The organism is Betaproteobacteria bacterium (assembly GCA_016194905.1).
Classification (GTDB): Bacteria; Pseudomonadota; Gammaproteobacteria; order Burkholderiales; family JACQAP01; genus JACQAP01.
This window is the reverse complement of record JACQAP010000028.1, coordinates 95,316-112,034: the sequence shown is the minus strand read 5'-3', so window position 1 is coordinate 112,034 and position 16,719 is coordinate 95,316. Positions and strand designations below refer to the sequence as shown.

Here is a 16,719-nt window from a genome sequence, read left to right as displayed (position 1 = left end):
CCCCGTTGCGCGTAAGATGGTTTTTCCAGCGTGATCGTGGTCGCGGGAGGTCGCATGAAAGCCGTACTTCGTCTCTTGGCAGTGCTCGCAGGTTTCTTCTTCGCCGGCTCCACTTTGGCACTCAACCCGGGCGATCGCGTCGACAACTTCCGTCTGCTTGACCAGACAGGGGCATCGCACGAACTGTATTACTTGTCCGATGCCAAGGCCGTGGTATTGATGACCTATGGCAACGGCTGCGGCATCGTGCAGAAGAGCTTGCCGCGGCTCAAGGAAATCCGCGATGAGTACAAGGCAAAGGGCGTGGAAATTCTTTTGATCGATTCCAACCTGCAGGACAATCGTAACGCCGTTGCCAGGGAGTCGGCCGATTTCAACAATGACTTGCCGATCCTCATCGACGAGACGCAGCTCATCGGCGAAGCGCTGGGTGTGGATCGCACGGCCGACGTATTCGTCGTCGATCCGAAAAACTGGCAACTGGTTTATCGCGGACCGATCGACGATCGCCTCTCGTATGGCACGCAAAAGCCGGCTGCGAAGAAGCAATATTTAACGGATGCGCTGGACGCCACGCTTGCCGGAAAGCCGGTTGCGGTCGCGAAGGCAGAAGCGCTGGGCTGCCTCGTCAATCTTCCGGAGCGCGAGCGCCATGACGCGCACGCACGGATTTCCTATATCGAGCGGATCGCGCCGCTGCTCGTCGACAAGTGCGTCGCCTGCCATCGCGAAGGCGGGGTCGGCCCCTGGGCGATGACGGGCTACGACATCGTGCACGGGTTCGCGCCGATGATCCGCGAGGTCGTTCGCACCAAACGCATGCCGCCGTGGCATGCCGATCCGCACTACGGCAGTTTCGTCGGAGATCGCTCGATGACGAACGAAGACGCCAGGGATCTGGTTCACTGGATCGAGGCTGGCGCGCCGCGCGGCAAGGGGCCCGACCCGCTTGCGACGCTGGATAAATCCTGGTCCGAATGGACATTGGGCAAACCCGATTTGATCGTCGAAGTCCCCGCCTACCAAGTACCGGCCACAGGTGTGATCAGCTACCAGTATCCGCACGCCGCCAATCCACTGGGACGCGACGTCTGGATTCGAGCGATTGAAATCATTCCGGGCAACCGTGCGATCGTTCATCACGTGCTGGCCGGCATTGATGATCCCGGCAACGGCGAACGGCGTGCGATCCGTGGCCAGATGGGCGAACTGGGTGGCTATGCGCCGGGCAAGAACGCGATACCCTATCCGACCGACACCGGGATATTGCTGCGCAAGGAAGCAAGTTTCCGATTCCAGATGCACTACACGCCGAACGGCAAAGCGATTGCCGATGTGACCCGATTGGGTTTGTATTTTTACGACGAGCCGCCGAAACATTCGATGCAGATGGACATCATCTATAACGCATCGCTTGCGATTCCGGCCAACACGAAATCGTATTCGGAATCGCTCGATCACGTCTTCGACCGGGACGTCATGCTCTACAGCCTGCTGCCGCATGCGCACTTGCGTGGGCGGGCCGCAAAATTCACGGCGCACTATCCGGACGGCCGCGAAGAGATTCTGCTGTCGGTGCCGAAATACGATTTCAACTGGCAGCCGTTATACGTATTGAATCCACCGAAACTGATGCCCGCCGGCACTCGCGTCGTGATGGACATGACCTGGGACAATTCCGCGCAGAATCCCGCCAATCCCGATCCGGACAAGGTCGTGCGTTGGGGAGATCAGACCTGGGAGGAAATGAATGTCGGGTGGTTCCGGTTCCGCAATGCGAACGACGAAGACCGCGCTAACGCAACGCGCGTCGGCGCTGACACGCGTGCCGCGGATTTGCGGCAGGACCGCCGCGCAAACTGATCTGTTGATATGCGCTCTGCGTTCCAAAACAAAACGGCGCCCGAGGGCGCCGGTTTTACTTACGGAAGACTGTTCGCTTTCCGCCGATCAGCAGCCGGTGGTGACCGGGGCACTGATTACCGGCGCCGCTCCGGCCGCGGCGGGGGCTGTATAGGTGAAGAAACATGTCGCCGGGGTATTGCCGACTACCTGGATGTCCAGGGCTGACCCGGCAGCTGCCCCGCCGCCCGCCTGGCCGAAGCCTTCGGCTGTGAACTGAGCCGCAGTCGGATTGAACACCGAGGTTAAACCCGCGGCGGAGATAATTCCAGCACCGGCGCCCGCGGCGAGTGCCTGGGGATAGCCGTTGACGAGGGCCACAAGGCCGCCTTCCGTACAAATGTTCGTCGTATTCGTTGCGGTACCGCCACCAGCGGGGCAAGCCGCTGCATCGGCAACGCCGTTACGCGCCAGAAAGACGGCGTGTACGAGTGCCGCAGAGGCGCCCACGGCGCCACGAACCGCGTTCAGCTTGGCAATCCGCGCATCGGTTTGCATGCTGACGAATCGCGGCAGTGCCACCGCCGCGAGGATGCCGACAATGGAAATGACCACTACGAGTTCGATCAGGGTAAAACCCTTGCTGTTTTTCACTGATATCTCCATTCGTTCGATAGAAATCCAAATAGAACCCATGGCATTGCGATGGCACAGCAATGTACACACGGTGAACTTCTTATGCAAATAGCAAGCCAAATCGGCGTGTCCGGTCGGACCGGGTTGCGGCCACGAAACCGTCGTCGGAATTGCAACAGCGGGAGCGCAAATTCTCCGCCGGAGGCTCAATGGATCGGCTCTTTGCGGCCCTGCTTGCAAGAATTGGCGCATGGCTGTGAGCGCATGCAACGGATATTCGACACTCGCGTCGAACCGGAGTCAATGAAAACGCTTGCCTCGCCACGGTCGCGACTCTGGAGGTTCGGCAGAAATACAACGAAGCAGCCAGACTCCCGCGAGGCCGCTGGATTGCTCACGCATGGACGCACGGTCAGGTCGGTGCAAGAAGGCCGGCCTGGACTTTGAGCGGCGCGATCCCTTGCCGGTCTATCCGATAAATGCCCTGTCAGCGCTCACCCCCGCCGGAATGTTGCGCCGATCATCAACGACCGCCGCGGGTACAGCCCCCCCCTGCTCCTGATGGAGGCTGCCCGCGCCGGGATTACTTCAGGCCCATGCAGTTGGCGTAGTAAGTGACGGTCGCAGGCCAATCGGAGAAAATTCCGATGACGCCGACCTGGCGCGCGAGAACATCCAGCGTCTTGTACATGTCGCTGTCCTTCTTCACGGCCTTGCCTTCGGAATCGAACAGGTAGTAGAAGCCGGCGGAAGCCGCGCCCCGGCGAAGGTCCGCGCGCTCCAAGGTCCAGGTGATGGTATCGAACCCCAGCCCCTTGATGTCCAGCGCGTATTGAGACACAACGATTTCTGCGTTTGCATTGACCGCAAGCGGCGCGATGATCTTCACGCCCTTTTTCTTCAGTTGCTTGAACTCATCGAGTGAAGGGCGTGGAATCGCCGGCGTGACGGTCGGATCGATGTTGTCGAGATAGACAGCCTGCTTGCCGAATTTCGGCTCGTTCTAAATCCAGTAAAGGATATCGTCCCTGTTGAACGATTGCGCCCAGATGTCTTTCGGATCGACGCCCGCCGCCTTCAGCTCGTCGATCATTCTCTGTGCGTATTTCGCCTGGCTGCCGAATACCGCCTTGATGCGATCAGGGTCGCCTTCGTTGAGTTCGGGCGTGTGCTTCACGCCGTTTTTCTCGTTGAGTCGAATGCTTTCCTTGAGGGTCATCAACGTGCCGCGTCCGGTGTAGAGGTCCGTACGCCAGCCCGGCGTGCCGCCCAGATAGCCTTCAGCCGTCGTCGCGGCAGGATTGCTTGCATCCATCTTGCCCTTGAGCGTTTTGAACTCGGAGAGCGTCAGGTCGCTGGTGCAGCATTTGGGGTTCGATCCCGGGCCGGACCATGGCACGCTACATTTGGCATTCAAAGGCGAGGCAACGATATTGGTTGTCGTGTGAAGGTCACATTCCGCATGGCGGCAAACCAGCTCGCCGTCCTTCGTAAACGTCGTGTCGCACTCGACGATGCCGGCGCCCATGCGCGCCCCGGCCTGGTAGGCCTCTTTCGTATGCTCGGGAAACTGCAGCGCCGCGCCGCGATGGCCGATCAAAAAAGTGGTGCGGTAGAACGGACCGTTTTCGCACTTCATCAACCGGTCTTTGAGCTCGCCTTCGTCCATGCCTTCCATCAGATAGAAGGGCCGCGGGCCAAGTTGAATGGCGTCGTCCTGCATTCGCTTGCCATGATCGCTGTAGAAACCACGACCGTCGTAATATTCGTTGTGTTTGCCGCCGTAGAAACGGCTGTCTTCATCGGCATTAGCCGCTGACGCGGGCACCGTGGCGATGACGGCCGTCACGGCGAGCGTACGAAACGTGTTGTGCATCGGTCTCTCCTTTCAACTCGAGTTGAACTGGGCAGGCGCGCAGTGGCACCCGCCGAGCACGTTATGCCCGAGCTGTGTAGATACCGTGGCAAATGTATGACCGTTTCGTGCAGATGAAAAGCAGCCGCAAGAACTCGCACCGCTTTCTTTGCAACATTGTTTTCGAATTTCCCGCGATGGCCGTGCGCCCCCCTGAGCCCAATATGCCATCGGCGTCGTGATGGAGCCTTCGATTCCTTGCTCAACCATTCCTGAGCGCAGAGCTCTCGACCTCAAATGGAAATTGCGAAGGAACGCCCTCGGTTTTACGCGTCATCCGGGTGACCTCGGATCCAGCGACAAAGGCCCTTCGTCTACTTAAGACATTTGTTGTTGTCACGGAGCATATTTCCGGTAATAACTCTCCACTTTTATTCATAACTATATAATTAAATTAATAAAAAATTATTTACCTCTAGCTCAACATAGTGATAGTATTACGAATAGTTCGTATTATTAATTGGCGCATTGGCACGCCAACAGGCGATAAAAAAATGAAAGGGAGGTCACTGATATGGCTACTCGCCAGCATCGGAGCGATAGCGCTGTCAGCGTGCGGCAGTTCCGGCTCATCCTCCCCCAGCGAAGCATCGCTTTCCGCTCAAGCCAAGCTCGGAGAAAAAATTTTCAAGGATGTGTCGCTGTCGGCCTCCGGCGCCCAGTCGTGTGCCACCTGTCACGACCCCAACCATGCGCATTCGCCCGCCAACGCATTGGCGGTCCAACTTGGCGGGCTCGCAAGCAATCAGCAAGGATTTCGCAAGACTCCCGGGATCCGCTATCTCAACACCAACACTGCTTTCTTCTTCGACAGTGAAGACACGCCCACGGGGGGATTCTTCTGGGACGGCAGGGCTGCGTCACTGGCCGAGCAAGCGGCGGAACCTTTTCTCAATCCGGTCGAGATGGCCAATCCCGACAAGGCAAGCGTCGTCGCCAAGCTTGCGGCCGCCAGCTACGCCACCGAATTCAAGGCGGCCTTTGGTGCTGACATTTTCAATGATGTCGATGGTGCCTATCTGCGCATGACGCTGGCGATTCAGCGCTATGAGAAGGAAGACGAGGAATTCAACGCGTTCACCAGCAAGTACGACGCGTTCCTGCGCGGCAAGGCCGCGTTGACCAACCAGGAATTGCGTGGCCTTGCCTTGTTCAACGCCCCGACGAAAGGCAATTGCGCCGGCTGCCACCCCGCGGCCAGGGGGTCCGACGGGTCGATGCCGCTGTTTACCGATTTCACGTACGACAACCTTGGGGTGCCGCGCAATACTGACATTCTTGCCAATGCCGATCCGGCGTACTTCGACCTTGGTCTGTGTCAACGCGCCGACCTCGCCGCCCGCACCGATCTATGCGGCGTGTTCAAAGTGCCCTCCTTACGCAACGTGGCCGATCGTAAGGCCTACTTCCACAACGGCAAGTTCAAGACGCTGAAAGATACCCTCACGTTTTACGTGCAGCGCGACACCAATCCGGAGAAGTTCTATCCGCTCAATCCGGACCTTACCGTGAAGAAGTTCGACGATCTGCCGCCGGAGTTCGTAGGCAATGTGAACACCGCCGAGGTGCCTTACAACCGCCGCCTTGGCGATGCGCCCGCGCTCACCGATGCGGAGATCGACAACGTAATCGCCTTCCTTCAAACCTTGAGCGACGGCTATACGCCGTGAATTTTCGACTCCGATGACGAAGTGGTGGCAATCCCGCGATGCCTGTCGGCTTGCAGCGGATTAGCGGAGGACTTGATTGGCCAGTCTTGCCAGTTTTATTCGATTGACTGCATTCGCAACCGCTTTCATTGCTGGACCAGTTGCATAGGTAACGAACACACAACATCTGGAGAAAACTCATGAACCGAATTCGCCTGCTGGCGCCCTCTCTCAATTTCCTGTTCGCCGCGATCCTGGCGCTGACAGCGACGGCCGGTTTCGCGCAGACTGCCGCCGAACGGGAACTGGCGCGAAAAGTCGATCAGCTTGCCGACGAGTTGGCGAAAGTAAAGGTGCAGCTCAAGCAGATGCAGGACCAAAGCAAGGCCGCCCCGGTGCCCGCCACTGTTCCTGCTGCCGATGTCGCGGCCGCACCGTCGAGCCCATCCGGGCCAGCCACTGTTCTTTTCAGTTATGGCGAAATCAATTACAACCGTCCCACCAAGGCTACGGAAAACACCGAGGTCGACGTGCGCCGGTTCGTGCTGGGCTTCCAGCACCGCTTCGACCCGAACAACAAGGTAGTGACGGAACTCGAGGTGGAGCATGCGGTCTCGTCAGCCTCCGATCCCGGAGAAGTCGAGGTCGAGCAGGCATACGTTGAACACGCGCTGAATCCCACATGGTCCGCGCGTGGCGGCCTGTTCCTCATTCCGCTGGGCCTGCTCAACGAAAAGCACGAACCGACGGCGTACTACGGAGTGGAGCGCAACTTCGTCGAGACGGCAATCATTCCGACAACCTGGCGCGAAGGCGGACTGCAATTCGTGGGGAATTTCGAAAACGGATTCACGCTGCAAACCGGCATCAGTACCGGATTCGATCTCAACAAATGGGATGCCACTTCGACGGAGGGCGCCGAATCGCCGCTGGGTTCCATCCATCAGGAGCTCGCACTGGCAAAGGGGCGCGATCTTTCGGTTTTCGGCGCACTCAACTGGCGCGGCGTTCCGGGTCTGCAACTGGGCGGCGGGCTGTTTACGGGCGGAGCCACGCAAGGTCAGGCCATAACGAATTCGCGTGTCACCCTCTGGGATCTGCATGCACGCTGGACGCCGGGCCGCTGGGATTTGGCTGCGCTTTATGCGCGCGGCAGCATTTCCAAAACCGCGGAGTTGAACACCACGTTGGTCGGCAATCCGACATTGATCCCGAAATCCTTCGACGGCTGGTATGCGCAGGCAGCGTACAAACTATGGATGCACAATGACTACGTGCTCTCGCCGTTCGTGCGCTGGGAACAGTTCAACACGGCACGCAGCTTTGCCGACTTGGGCGTCGGCCTCACGCCTGACGCGGCCCCCACCGAACGGGTCATAACGGTCGGAGCGAACTTCCAGGTGACGCCAGGCATCGTGTTGAAGGCCGACGTACAGAGGTTCCGCGAGAACGACGACGCCAACCGGTTCGACCTGGGCCTCGGCTGGAGCTTCTGATGCGTATCGTCCTTGCGGCTGCGACCGTTGCGCTGGCGCCAGCGAGCGTGTTCGCAGTCGATTACCTGACTGCCGATCAGGCGACCAAAATGATGTTTCCGGAGGCCGATCGGTTCGAGACACGCGAAATTGCACTCGATACCGCGCAGATGCAGAAACTCGATGCCCGGGGTGTACGGGCCCGTTCCGCACGCTGGCAGGTGCGTCAGGCGCAGCGTGGCGCCTCGACTATCGGCTTCGTGGTGGTGGACGAAGTCGTCGGCAAGTTCGAACTGATCACCTACGCAGTCGGCATCGGACTCGACGGCGCCGTCAAACAGGTCGAGGTGCTGTCCTACCGTGAAAGCCATGGCCACGAGATCCGCCTTCCTGCGTGGCGCAAACAGTTTGTCGGCACGACCCTCGCGTCGCCCATGCGTGTCGGCGACGACATTGCCAACATCAGTGGAGCGACGCTGAGCTGCAACCATGTAACCGAGGGCGTCAAGCGCATCGTCAACGTGATCGATCTCGCCCGCAGCAGCGGAGCATTGCCATGATCTCCGGCGCCTTGGGTACCAACTGGCTGCGCCGCGCCAGGCCGATGCTCGGGACCCTGGTGGAAGTGGGCGTTCGCGATTGCGGTACCGGCGGTGAGAAAATGATCCGCGCCGCATTCGAGGCCATCTCCGGGATCCAGGCCTGCCTGTCGCGCTTCGAGGCGGAAAGCGACATTACCCGCTTTCATGCGTTACCCGCCGGCGCAAGCCTTGCGATCCGGTCCCCTACGGCCGAGGTGCTTTCGGCAGCACGCGGCCTGCAAGAAGCCTCCGATGGACTCTTCGACATAACATTGGGCTCGGCGCCCGGGGGCTGGCATTGCGATGGGGTGCGTCTTTACAAGCTGAGCGGCGACGTTCGCCTGGACCCCGGCGGCATCGGCAAGGGTTATGCGGTGGATCGTGCCGTGGAGGCGATGCTCTCGAACGGATGCGAGAGCGGATGGGTGAACGCCGGCGGCGATCTGCGCGCCTTCGGCGACGCCGAATTGCCGCTATCGCTGCGCGACGAAACGCTGGGCGGCGTGCGTAGTTTCGCGACAATCAGCAATGGCGCTTTTGCAACCAGCCATTTCGATCGCGGCAGCCGTTCCCGGGCCACGGCCCTGCGGCCCGTGCGCGCGCACGTCAGCGTAGCGGCGCCGTTGTGCCTGTGGGCCGACGCGCTGACCAAGCTGGTAGCGATCACGGGAAATACCCTTTTACCGTTATTATCCCGCCACGGCGCACAGGCCTGGTTGCACTGAGCGCCGCAAACCGCGCTTTGTCGCCCTATGAACCTTCCCGTCAATCGCCTTGCGCGCTGGCAGCGCCAGGTCCTGTACTGTACCGGAGCAGTGCTGATGCTCAGCGGCGTGCTTTGGCTCGTGGTGCATTACAGCGTCGGAGCGGGAGCGGGCGAACTGCCTCACCCGATGGAATCATGGATGCTTCGCGTGCACGGACTTGCCGCGTTCGGGGGGTTGTTCATGTTCGGGGTGCTGTCCGCCTCCCACGTTCCGCATGGCTGGAGGGTAACTCGTCGGCATCACTGGGCATCCCAGCGCAGTTCCGGCGTCACGTTGTGCGTGCTGGCCGCGGCATTGGCGACCACCGGTTACTTCCTCTACTACTTCGCACCGGAACCGATCCGTCCTGCGCTTGGCTGGGCTCACGCACTGGTGGGCATGGCGACGGGGATTTTGATCATCCTTCATAGACGCAGAAAGGAGGCCGGACTGCCCGATGTCGCGGGTTGAACGCAGCGGGTCCGGGATCGGCACCCAGTCCGCCGCAGCGACGGTGTCGGCCGGCAAGCCGATTCGTCGTCACAGCAGTCAACTGGTCGCACGGTTTCTGAACGCCCTGGGCGCGACGCCGGTGAATCGCTTGAAGATTTTGCTCATGTGGCTCTGATCCGAGAAGCCCGCTTCCGTGGCGATCTGCGACAGCGTCTTGTCGCTTCCGACCAACAATTCCCTGACCCGTTCGACGCGAGCCTGGCGCAAATAACCGTACGGCGCAACGCCGGTGGTATTTCTGAATGCGCGGGAAAAATGAAACGTGCTCAATCCGGCCGCTCCGGCAATGTCTTTCAGACGTACATCATCCGCCAGGTGTTCGCGGATATATCCGATCGCCAGAGACAGTCTCTTGGCCGAGAGCCGGCCGATCCGGCCAGTGTTGAACTCCGTGGAAACAAATGCCTTCAGATGAGAATCGATGGCGCCCATTCCAATCCCTCTTGTCCATGGCATGGGAACGGTCGGAGGATGCCGAAATTCTCTTCGGCAGCCGCCGCTGATATCGTCGCTACTCTTCGATCCAGTACTCGCCGTTGACGTCGGCTTTTATGGAGCTTTCACCCGGCACTCGCACCACGTTGCCGCGAAGTTGCCCCCTGATGCCGCGGAACCTGCCGGTGCCTCCGGTAAAAGTCGCCATCACTGCGTACTTGAGCGCAATCGCTCCATCCGCGGTGACCGTCACCTGCCCCACCCCGGACTCTTTGGCGAACAGCTTGTTGCCGTCCTCGAGCAGGTAGACGGCATAGTTGTTCGCGGTACCGGTACCGTTGGTGTAGTCGGAGGAGCCGCGCGTAAAGCTCTCCTTCATCTTCACGCCGCCGAAGGCAAGGTTCACGTCCCTGTAATCGACATGGCTCTCGAAAATGCGCAGCTTGTGGCCCGGGACATCGCCGACCTCGATCACCTGCTCTTGCGTGAATCGGCTGCTGCCGGCGGGAAGGCTGTACGCCACCGTCTGCCTGTCTTGACAAAATGCCTCTTGAGAAGCAAGAAACGCCAGACAAGCGGGCAAAAGAAATTTAAATCGATCCAGTACAGCCGGCTTGTGGATGATGGAACGCGAGAGGGACACTTCGTGAGTCAGCGCAGTCATGGTGCTCTCCTTTACGGTTGAAGTTGCGAAGTTGCGGAGGCATCATCGTGCCGCCACGGGAGGTGCCGCAATTACCTCCGGGGTAATTGCCAGAAATCGCAAGGAAGAGGAAAAAGGCGCTATGACGATCTCGACCCGACACGCTTCGACCACCGCCAGCTTCGGCCCCATGTTGCGCGAATGGCGCAAGGCGCGCGGCGCGAGCCAGCTCGATCTCGCGCTCAACTGCGGTCTGTCGCAACGGCATCTGAGCTTCCTGGAGTCAGGCAGGAGCCGGCCGAGCCGCGGCATGGTGCTGCACCTTGCTTCCGCGCTCGATGTGCCCCTGGGACAGCAGAATGCGATGCTGCTCTGCGCCGGCTTTGCGCCGGTGTACAAGGATCGCGGGCTGGACGCCGCGGATATGAGGCCGGTCGACCTCGCGCTCGACCATGCATTGCGCCAGCAGGAGCCCTATCCCGCCTTGGTGGTCGATCATGCCCACTACACCCTGCGCGCAAATCGCCCGCTGGGTGCACTGATCGCATTCCTGACGGCCGGGACCGGAGCGCTCGAATCCCAGGCACCAATGAACGGCATCGAAATACTTTTGAATCCGGAAGGCTTGCGGCCCTTCGTCGAAAACTGGGAAGAAGTCGCGGTCTGGTCGATCCGGCGTTTGCGTGCGGAAGCCACGCTTGAAGTCGCGGGAACGCTGGCCGCGGACCTGCTGAAGAAAATGCTCCTGCTCCCCGGCGTAGGTCAGATCACGCAGGCCTCGCATGCCGATCGCGATTTGCCGCCGACCCTCGTCGTACGATTTCGCAAGGGCGATACACGGCTCGCGCTCTTCTCGATGATCGCGACCATGGGTACGCCGCTCGATGTCTCGTTGCAAAACCTGCGGCTCGAACTGTTCTTTCCCGCCGACGATGCCACGGCCGGGTGGTTTGCACAGGCCGCCAAGTCAAACTGACCGGACTTCGCCTAGCGCCCGCTGCACCGACTTCGGCGCCTGCCGCTCCAACTTCGCCAGTGGCGAAAACCGGACCGATTTCCTGCGGTACACTGCGGCCACAATCCTCCGGAAAATCGCCGACCACGAAGAGCGTGTACGATTGGCGGAATTGCTGGCGGAGGCAGGAAGGCAAGGACGCGGATCAATGCCTCGAAAGCCAGCCGAAGTAGGAGCAGAATTGGTCTGACGCCCCCGGAGGACTGGGCGTCTTTGCCAAAGGGGGCAAACATGACACGAGGCAGCGTTAATAAACTGAACGGGGTAGTACGCCCCATCAAGACAAAGAAGGACTATTCCGGCGCGGCATCCGTCATCGAGAAGATATCAGGCGAGGCGGATCGGGAGACCGTCGCGGAAAAGCGACTGCAGTCGCTGCTCAAGGAGATGGAAAAATTCGACGGGGAAGAAGATGATCCCGACGAAGAAATGTCGGATGGAGGCTATGCCGGCCCGCGCCGCCGCTGGTCGGACGAATCGACCGACACGGACTGAATCGCACGCCCCGTTTTCCGCGTTGAAGCCGCGCCCTAAAAGGGTACTCCACGCTAGAAGGGTACTCCGACGTGCTACGCACGTAGGGTATTCGCGAGGGTATCTGTGGCCTTGGCGGCAAACGGAATCCCTATATCGGATGAAACCGGGGCGCGATTTTGCGTCCTCGGCGAGCCCACCCGGACTCCGCGAATAAACCGCATATGACGTCCAAGACAATCCCGCTCCGGCTTCTCGGCAGCCTGCTGCTGGCAGCTCTGCAGTGTTTCGCACATGCCGCCGACGTCGAGGAACGCAGTGCCGTCATTGTTAGCGAAGGCGTGCGCCTGCGCGCCGAGGTCTACACCCCGAAACCAGCCTCACACCCCCTGCCGACGATCATCATGTCGCACGGATGGGGAGGCACCGCGGCAATGTTGCGGCCCCAGGCCACGGATTTTGCGCAAGCCGGCTACCTCGTCATCGCCTTCGACTACCGCGGCTGGGGTGAGAGCCATTCGCGGGTGATCGAGACCGCGACGGCGACCACGGAAAAAGGCGTCGACGGGCGTTTCACGGGAGAAATGCAGGAACTGCGCGGGATGGTGGATCCGCTCGACCAGGCGATGGACATACAGAACGTGATCCACTGGGCGATGGGCGAGCCCGCGGTGGACAAGAACCGTCTCGGATTGTGGGGCACGAGTTTTTCCGGCGGGCTGATCGTCTATGTTGCCGCGCGCGATCCGCGCGTGCGCGCACTGGTCAGCCAGGTCGGCTACATGGGACAGCCCGTCGCTTCGACTCCGGCCAACGCACTGGAAAAAAGTTACAACGACGCCACGCGGCGTGCGCGCGGCGAACTCGGCTACCCTCCGCCGGGACTACGCGAAATCGGCAATCTGGCCGGCGCACCGATCCGCGAGAAATTTCTGCTCTATGCGCCTGTGGACGACGTTGCCAGGGTGAGGGATTGCGCGATGCTGTTCATCGCCGCGGAACACGAGGAGTTGTTCGACAATCGCCAGCATCCGCAGCTCGCCTACGAGCGCGCGGCGGATCCGAAGAAATACGTCGTGATCCCGAACATTGCGCACTACGATATCTATGGCGAAGCACGCGAGCAGTCCACCAGACTGGCGATCGATTGGTTCGACCAGCACCTCAAAAAATAAACCGGGAGAAAATGCGGCATGGATCTCAGGCTACAGGATAAATCGGCTCTGGTTTCCGGCTCCACCAAGGGCATCGGCTTTGCCATTGCGGCGTTGCTGGCGGCCGAAGGCGCCAGGGTCATCATCAACGGCCGCACCGACGCAGCCGTCAAAGAGGCATCGGACCGGATCCGCGTCGCGACGCCGAAGGCCAGGGTGGATGGCTTCGCCGGCGACCTGTCGGCGCCGGGACCGACCGCCGAGATGGTCAAACGCTTTCCGGCCGTGGATATTCTGGTCAACAACCTCGGTATTTTCGAGCGCAAGATGTTCGAGGAGATCGACGATGCCGAATGGCAGCGTTTTTTCGACATCAACGTGATGAGCGGTGTGAGACTCTCGCGTGCTTATCTCTCGGGCATGAAGCAGCGCAACTGGGGCCGCATCGTGTTCATCAGCAGCGAGAGCGGCATCCAGATTCCGGACAACATGATCCACTACGGCATGACCAAGACCGCGCAACTGGCGATCTCGCGCGGCCTTGCCGAGACCTGCGTCGGCAGCAACGTCACGGTGAACGCCGTGCTGCCCGGACCGACGCTCTCCGACGGCAACAAGGCCGGCATCGCAAACCGCGCGGCGGGAAAACCTTTTCCGGAATTCGAAAAGGAGTTTTTCGAGAAAGTCCGCCCAAGCTCGCTGCTCAAGCGCTACGCCACGGTGGAGGAAGTCGCCAGCCTGGTCGCTTATGTCTGCAGCCCGCTCTCGTCGGCCACCAACGGCGCGGCGCTGCGCGTGGACGGCGGCGTGGTGCGCGCCTGCTTCTGAACGGAACGCACCGGCGGGCAGAACGGTCAGACAGGAACGAGGATCCCCATGAATGACGAGAGGCAGGAAACCCTGGAGGAAATCGGCAGTGCGTTCGCACGCACCCGGCCGCCGGAGCCGACAACCGAAATGCCGGCGCGACCGACGCTGTTCGATATTTTCAACCTGCGGCTGAACACGCCGAAGTTCGGCCTGCCGATTGCGGCGGCACCGCATTGCGTGCAGTCCGCGTTGAACGCTTTGAAAGCCGGAATGGACGAAGAAACGGTTCTGGCCTGCCTGCTGCACGACGTCGGCCTCGCCGTCGTCCGGCCGGATCACGGCTGGTGGGGCGCGCAACTGGTCGAGCCTTATGTTTCCGAGAAAGTGTCCTGGGCAATCCGCTACCACCAGGCGCTGCGCTACTACCCGGACAAGTCGGTCGGCTACGAATATCCGCAGATGTACGTCAAGATGTTCGGAGCAGACTACAGGCCGCCCGAATACATCGCCGCGGCGCACGAGTACGCACGCAATCACCGCTGGTACATGCATGCCCGCAACATCACGCTGTTCGACGACTACAGCTTCGACAAAAGCGCGTCCTGGTCGATCGACCCCTTCACGGACATCATCGGCCGCCACTTCCGCCAGCCCAAGGAAGGCCTCGGCAACGACAGCAGCACAACCGCGCACATGTGGCGCACGCTGATCGATCCGAGCAAGCCGCTTTGATTTTTCAAATCACAACAGCCGGCCCTTGACCGGCAAAAAGAGCGTTGACGCAAAGAGCGCGGAGGAAAAGCAAGAGAGGGCGCAAAGGAAAACAGGAAATGGAGATAGTGAATGCTTTTAGGGGTGGGCTACCGTGCCACTTCTTTATGCAACTATGCAGGATCGAACCTGCGATCTCCACTATCGAACGCCAAAACACACGCATATTCCAATTCACTTTCGAATTTGATCAAGCAGTCGCGGGTCATCGCTTCAAGTGAAAGTGGGTTCTCCTGGATAGGTCTGCATTCGGTAGAGTCGAGATGTGGCGCGGTGGCAGTAGGTCCAGTTTGTCTGTTGCCGCCCCTTTCGTCTGGCGGTGCCCGAGTAACCTCGCCGTCGCTCCGTTTCCACATCCCGCTCATCGAACCGGACATGCAGATCTCCCGCATCCGGCTCTCGGACAAGACTTCACGCCTTCACCCACGACACGTCGTGCCCAAGCGCTGTCAGACGCACGAGACCGAAGTACCCGTAGAGGTGCGAGAGTGGATAGCTCCCGCCCCCGCGCCGCCTGACCTTGTGCTTGTTGCGCAACCACCGACGCAACCGCGCAGCCGTGTAGATGTCGAGCGCTCGATACGCTTTGTTGACGGTGCCTACTTGGAAGTAGTTCGCCCAGCCGCGCAGCGTGCGGTTCAACATACCCACCAACTCCGTGGTGTCTTGCCATGTCATCGATTGGGCGGTCAGCGCATGGACTTTCTCGACCATGCGCTTGATGCTCTTCTTCGATGGCCGGTGCCCGATATTAGCTTGGCCCGTGCGCGCCGAATATACCCGCCCAAACGTGTACCCCAGGAAATCGAACTCCCCTTCCGGGACCTTGCAGATTCGTGTCTTCTCCTCGTTGACCGTGAGCTTCAGTTTGCCCATGATCTCGCGTAGTCGTTGCAGGGCCTCCTCGGCCTTGCCCTTCCTGCACAGGATCACGAGATCGTCGGCATAGGTCACGATGCGACTGCCGAGGCTTCGCTCCAGCCCGAGCTTCTTCCATCCCAGCACGAACCGACGCATGTACAGATTGGCCAGCAGTGGTGAGAGGGGTGAGCCTTGCGGAATGCCGCGTCTACTATCCTTGGCCTCGGTCGTGCGTGTCTTCCGTCCTCGATCATCGGTTTCTTCCACGGGGCATTCCAGCCACATCTTGATCAGATGCAGCACGCGCCGATCAACGATGCGACGCGCAAGCGAACGCATCAGTTCGGCGTGGGGAATGCTTCCGAAGTAGTCCGCGAGGTCGGCGTCTACGGCTTCCGGGTGGCCGAGGAACAGCAGTTCTTCCACCTCGACCACCGCTTGCTGGGCATTGCGGCCCCGCCGGTAGGCGTACTGCTCTGGTGGGAGATCGGCTTCGAAGATCGGATCGAGCACCAGCATCGCTGCTGTCATGCACACCCGATCGCGCAGGGTCGAGATACCCAGCGGTCGGAGCTTGCCATTGGCCTTCGGGATGAACACTTGTCTGATGGGGTCCGGTCGGTAGTTCTCCTGCCTGAGCGCAAGCGCCAGTTCTCCAAGCCACCGCTGCACCCCGTACGCTTCGATGTCCGCGAAGTCCTGACCGTCCACCCCTGGTGCGCCCTTGTTAGAGCAGCACTGGGCATAGGCATGCGCCAGGATGTCTTCTCGGTGAATCTTGTCGTACAGGGCGTAGAAGCGATAGCCGGCTTCTGCCTTCGCTTTCGCGTGTAACGCCGTCTGCAGTTTCTGAACACTCTTCGGAGTTGATAGGTTGCCCAATCTCCAGGTCCCTCGCCACGTCTTGCGTCTGTCTTGAACCAAGGCTCCTTCCCTCCACCGGCGTTACCCGGCTTCAACGGTACTACGAGCCTCTCCGTCACCCCGGGGCGCCCGGTCGCTCCTCACGGAGTTCCGGTTGGTCATCCTTGACCACGCCGCAGGGTTTCCCGTGTTGCGTGCGCTTTCCTTGTGTACATGCTGTCGCCACTACCCCGGCGCAGCCACTGGCGATACCGCGTCGCTCATTCGTCCAGTGGTATCAGCCTTCCCCGGTATGGCAGCCGGGTCGGCCCGCGCATCGTCCTTTTCGAGGCTTG

Annotated in this window: 15 protein-coding genes and 1 pseudogene; 11 read left to right on the top strand and 5 right to left on the bottom strand. The window is 60.4% G+C overall.

The features are described from left to right. The first annotated feature begins 54 nt into the window (after positions 1–54). Complete coding sequence (locus HY067_18895; GenBank protein MBI3530019.1) at positions 55–1,863, top strand: redoxin family protein; 1,809 nt, start codon at positions 55–57, stop codon at positions 1,861–1,863. A gap of 87 nt (positions 1,864–1,950) precedes the next feature. On the opposite strand, the gene HY067_18890 is transcribed toward HY067_18895, so the two are convergent. Both HY067_18890 and HY067_18885 read right to left on the bottom strand, forming a co-directional pair. Next, positions 1,951–2,496 (bottom strand): type II secretion system protein, encoded by a 546-nt coding sequence (locus tag HY067_18890; GenBank protein ID MBI3530018.1) that lies wholly within the window; start codon positions 2,494–2,496, stop codon positions 1,951–1,953. Positions 2,497–3,061: 565 nt separating this feature from the next. After that, a pseudogene (locus HY067_18885) lies at positions 3,062–4,354 on the bottom strand (glycerophosphodiester phosphodiesterase). A 533-nt stretch (positions 4,355–4,887) separates the two neighbouring features. Between HY067_18885 and HY067_18880 the strand changes: the two are divergent. The 5 genes from HY067_18880 (at position 4,888) to HY067_18860 (ending at position 9,315) form a co-directional block, all read left to right on the top strand. Then, positions 4,888–6,063, top strand: coding sequence for a c-type cytochrome (locus HY067_18880; GenBank protein MBI3530017.1), 1,176 nt, complete (start codon positions 4,888–4,890; stop codon positions 6,061–6,063). Positions 6,064–6,281: 218 nt separating this feature from the next. Continuing rightward, positions 6,282–7,538 carry a hypothetical protein gene (locus HY067_18875; protein MBI3530016.1) on the top strand — a complete coding sequence of 419 codons (1,257 nt, stop codon included), beginning with the start codon at positions 6,282–6,284 and terminating at the stop codon, positions 7,536–7,538. Beyond that, complete coding sequence (locus HY067_18870; protein ID MBI3530015.1) at positions 7,538–8,077, top strand: FMN-binding protein; 540 nt, start codon at positions 7,538–7,540, stop codon at positions 8,075–8,077. The genes HY067_18875 and HY067_18870 overlap by 1 nt, the downstream gene beginning before the upstream one ends. Further along, positions 8,074–8,823, top strand: coding sequence for an FAD:protein FMN transferase (locus HY067_18865; protein ID MBI3530014.1), 750 nt, complete (start codon positions 8,074–8,076; stop codon positions 8,821–8,823). The genes HY067_18870 and HY067_18865 overlap by 4 nt, the downstream gene beginning before the upstream one ends. Positions 8,824–8,850: 27 nt before the next feature. Further along, positions 8,851–9,315, top strand: a complete 465-nt coding sequence (locus HY067_18860) for a hypothetical protein (GenBank protein MBI3530013.1) — start codon at positions 8,851–8,853, stop codon at positions 9,313–9,315. A gap of 78 nt (positions 9,316–9,393) precedes the next feature. Here HY067_18860 and HY067_18855 read toward each other — a convergent pair whose 3' ends face one another. Together HY067_18855 and HY067_18850 are read right to left on the bottom strand one after the other, a co-directional pair. Beyond that, complete coding sequence (locus HY067_18855; GenBank protein MBI3530012.1) at positions 9,394–9,789, bottom strand: helix-turn-helix transcriptional regulator; 396 nt, start codon at positions 9,787–9,789, stop codon at positions 9,394–9,396. Between the two features lie 79 nt (positions 9,790–9,868). After that, on the bottom strand, positions 9,869–10,456 hold the full coding sequence (locus HY067_18850; protein MBI3530011.1) for a hypothetical protein: 588 nt from the start codon (positions 10,454–10,456) through the stop codon (positions 9,869–9,871). A 121-nt stretch (positions 10,457–10,577) separates the two neighbouring features. Here HY067_18850 and HY067_18845 point away from each other — a divergent pair, with 121 nt between their 5' ends. From HY067_18845 to HY067_18825, 5 genes are all read left to right on the top strand, one after another. Further along, positions 10,578–11,411: a helix-turn-helix transcriptional regulator gene (locus HY067_18845; protein MBI3530010.1), complete on the top strand. Its 834-nt coding sequence runs from the start codon at positions 10,578–10,580 to the stop codon at positions 11,409–11,411. A gap of 270 nt (positions 11,412–11,681) precedes the next feature. Then, the gene (locus HY067_18840) at positions 11,682–11,945 is read left to right on the top strand and encodes a hypothetical protein (GenBank protein MBI3530009.1); all 264 of its coding nucleotides are present in this window, start codon (positions 11,682–11,684) and stop codon (positions 11,943–11,945) included. Between the two features lie 203 nt (positions 11,946–12,148). Further along, positions 12,149–13,099 (top strand): alpha/beta fold hydrolase, encoded by a 951-nt coding sequence (locus HY067_18835; protein ID MBI3530008.1) that lies wholly within the window; start codon positions 12,149–12,151, stop codon positions 13,097–13,099. A gap of 18 nt (positions 13,100–13,117) precedes the next feature. Then, positions 13,118–13,906: an SDR family oxidoreductase gene (locus tag HY067_18830; GenBank protein MBI3530007.1), complete on the top strand. Its 789-nt coding sequence runs from the start codon at positions 13,118–13,120 to the stop codon at positions 13,904–13,906. A gap of 48 nt (positions 13,907–13,954) precedes the next feature. Next, the gene (locus tag HY067_18825; GenBank protein ID MBI3530006.1) at positions 13,955–14,620 is read left to right on the top strand and encodes an HD domain-containing protein; all 666 of its coding nucleotides are present in this window, start codon (positions 13,955–13,957) and stop codon (positions 14,618–14,620) included. Positions 14,621–15,070: 450 nt separating this feature from the next. Here HY067_18825 and ltrA read toward each other — a convergent pair whose 3' ends face one another. Further along, positions 15,071–16,402, bottom strand: a complete 1,332-nt coding sequence (gene ltrA / locus HY067_18820; protein MBI3530005.1) for a group II intron reverse transcriptase/maturase — start codon at positions 16,400–16,402, stop codon at positions 15,071–15,073. Positions 16,403–16,719 lie beyond the last annotated feature (317 nt).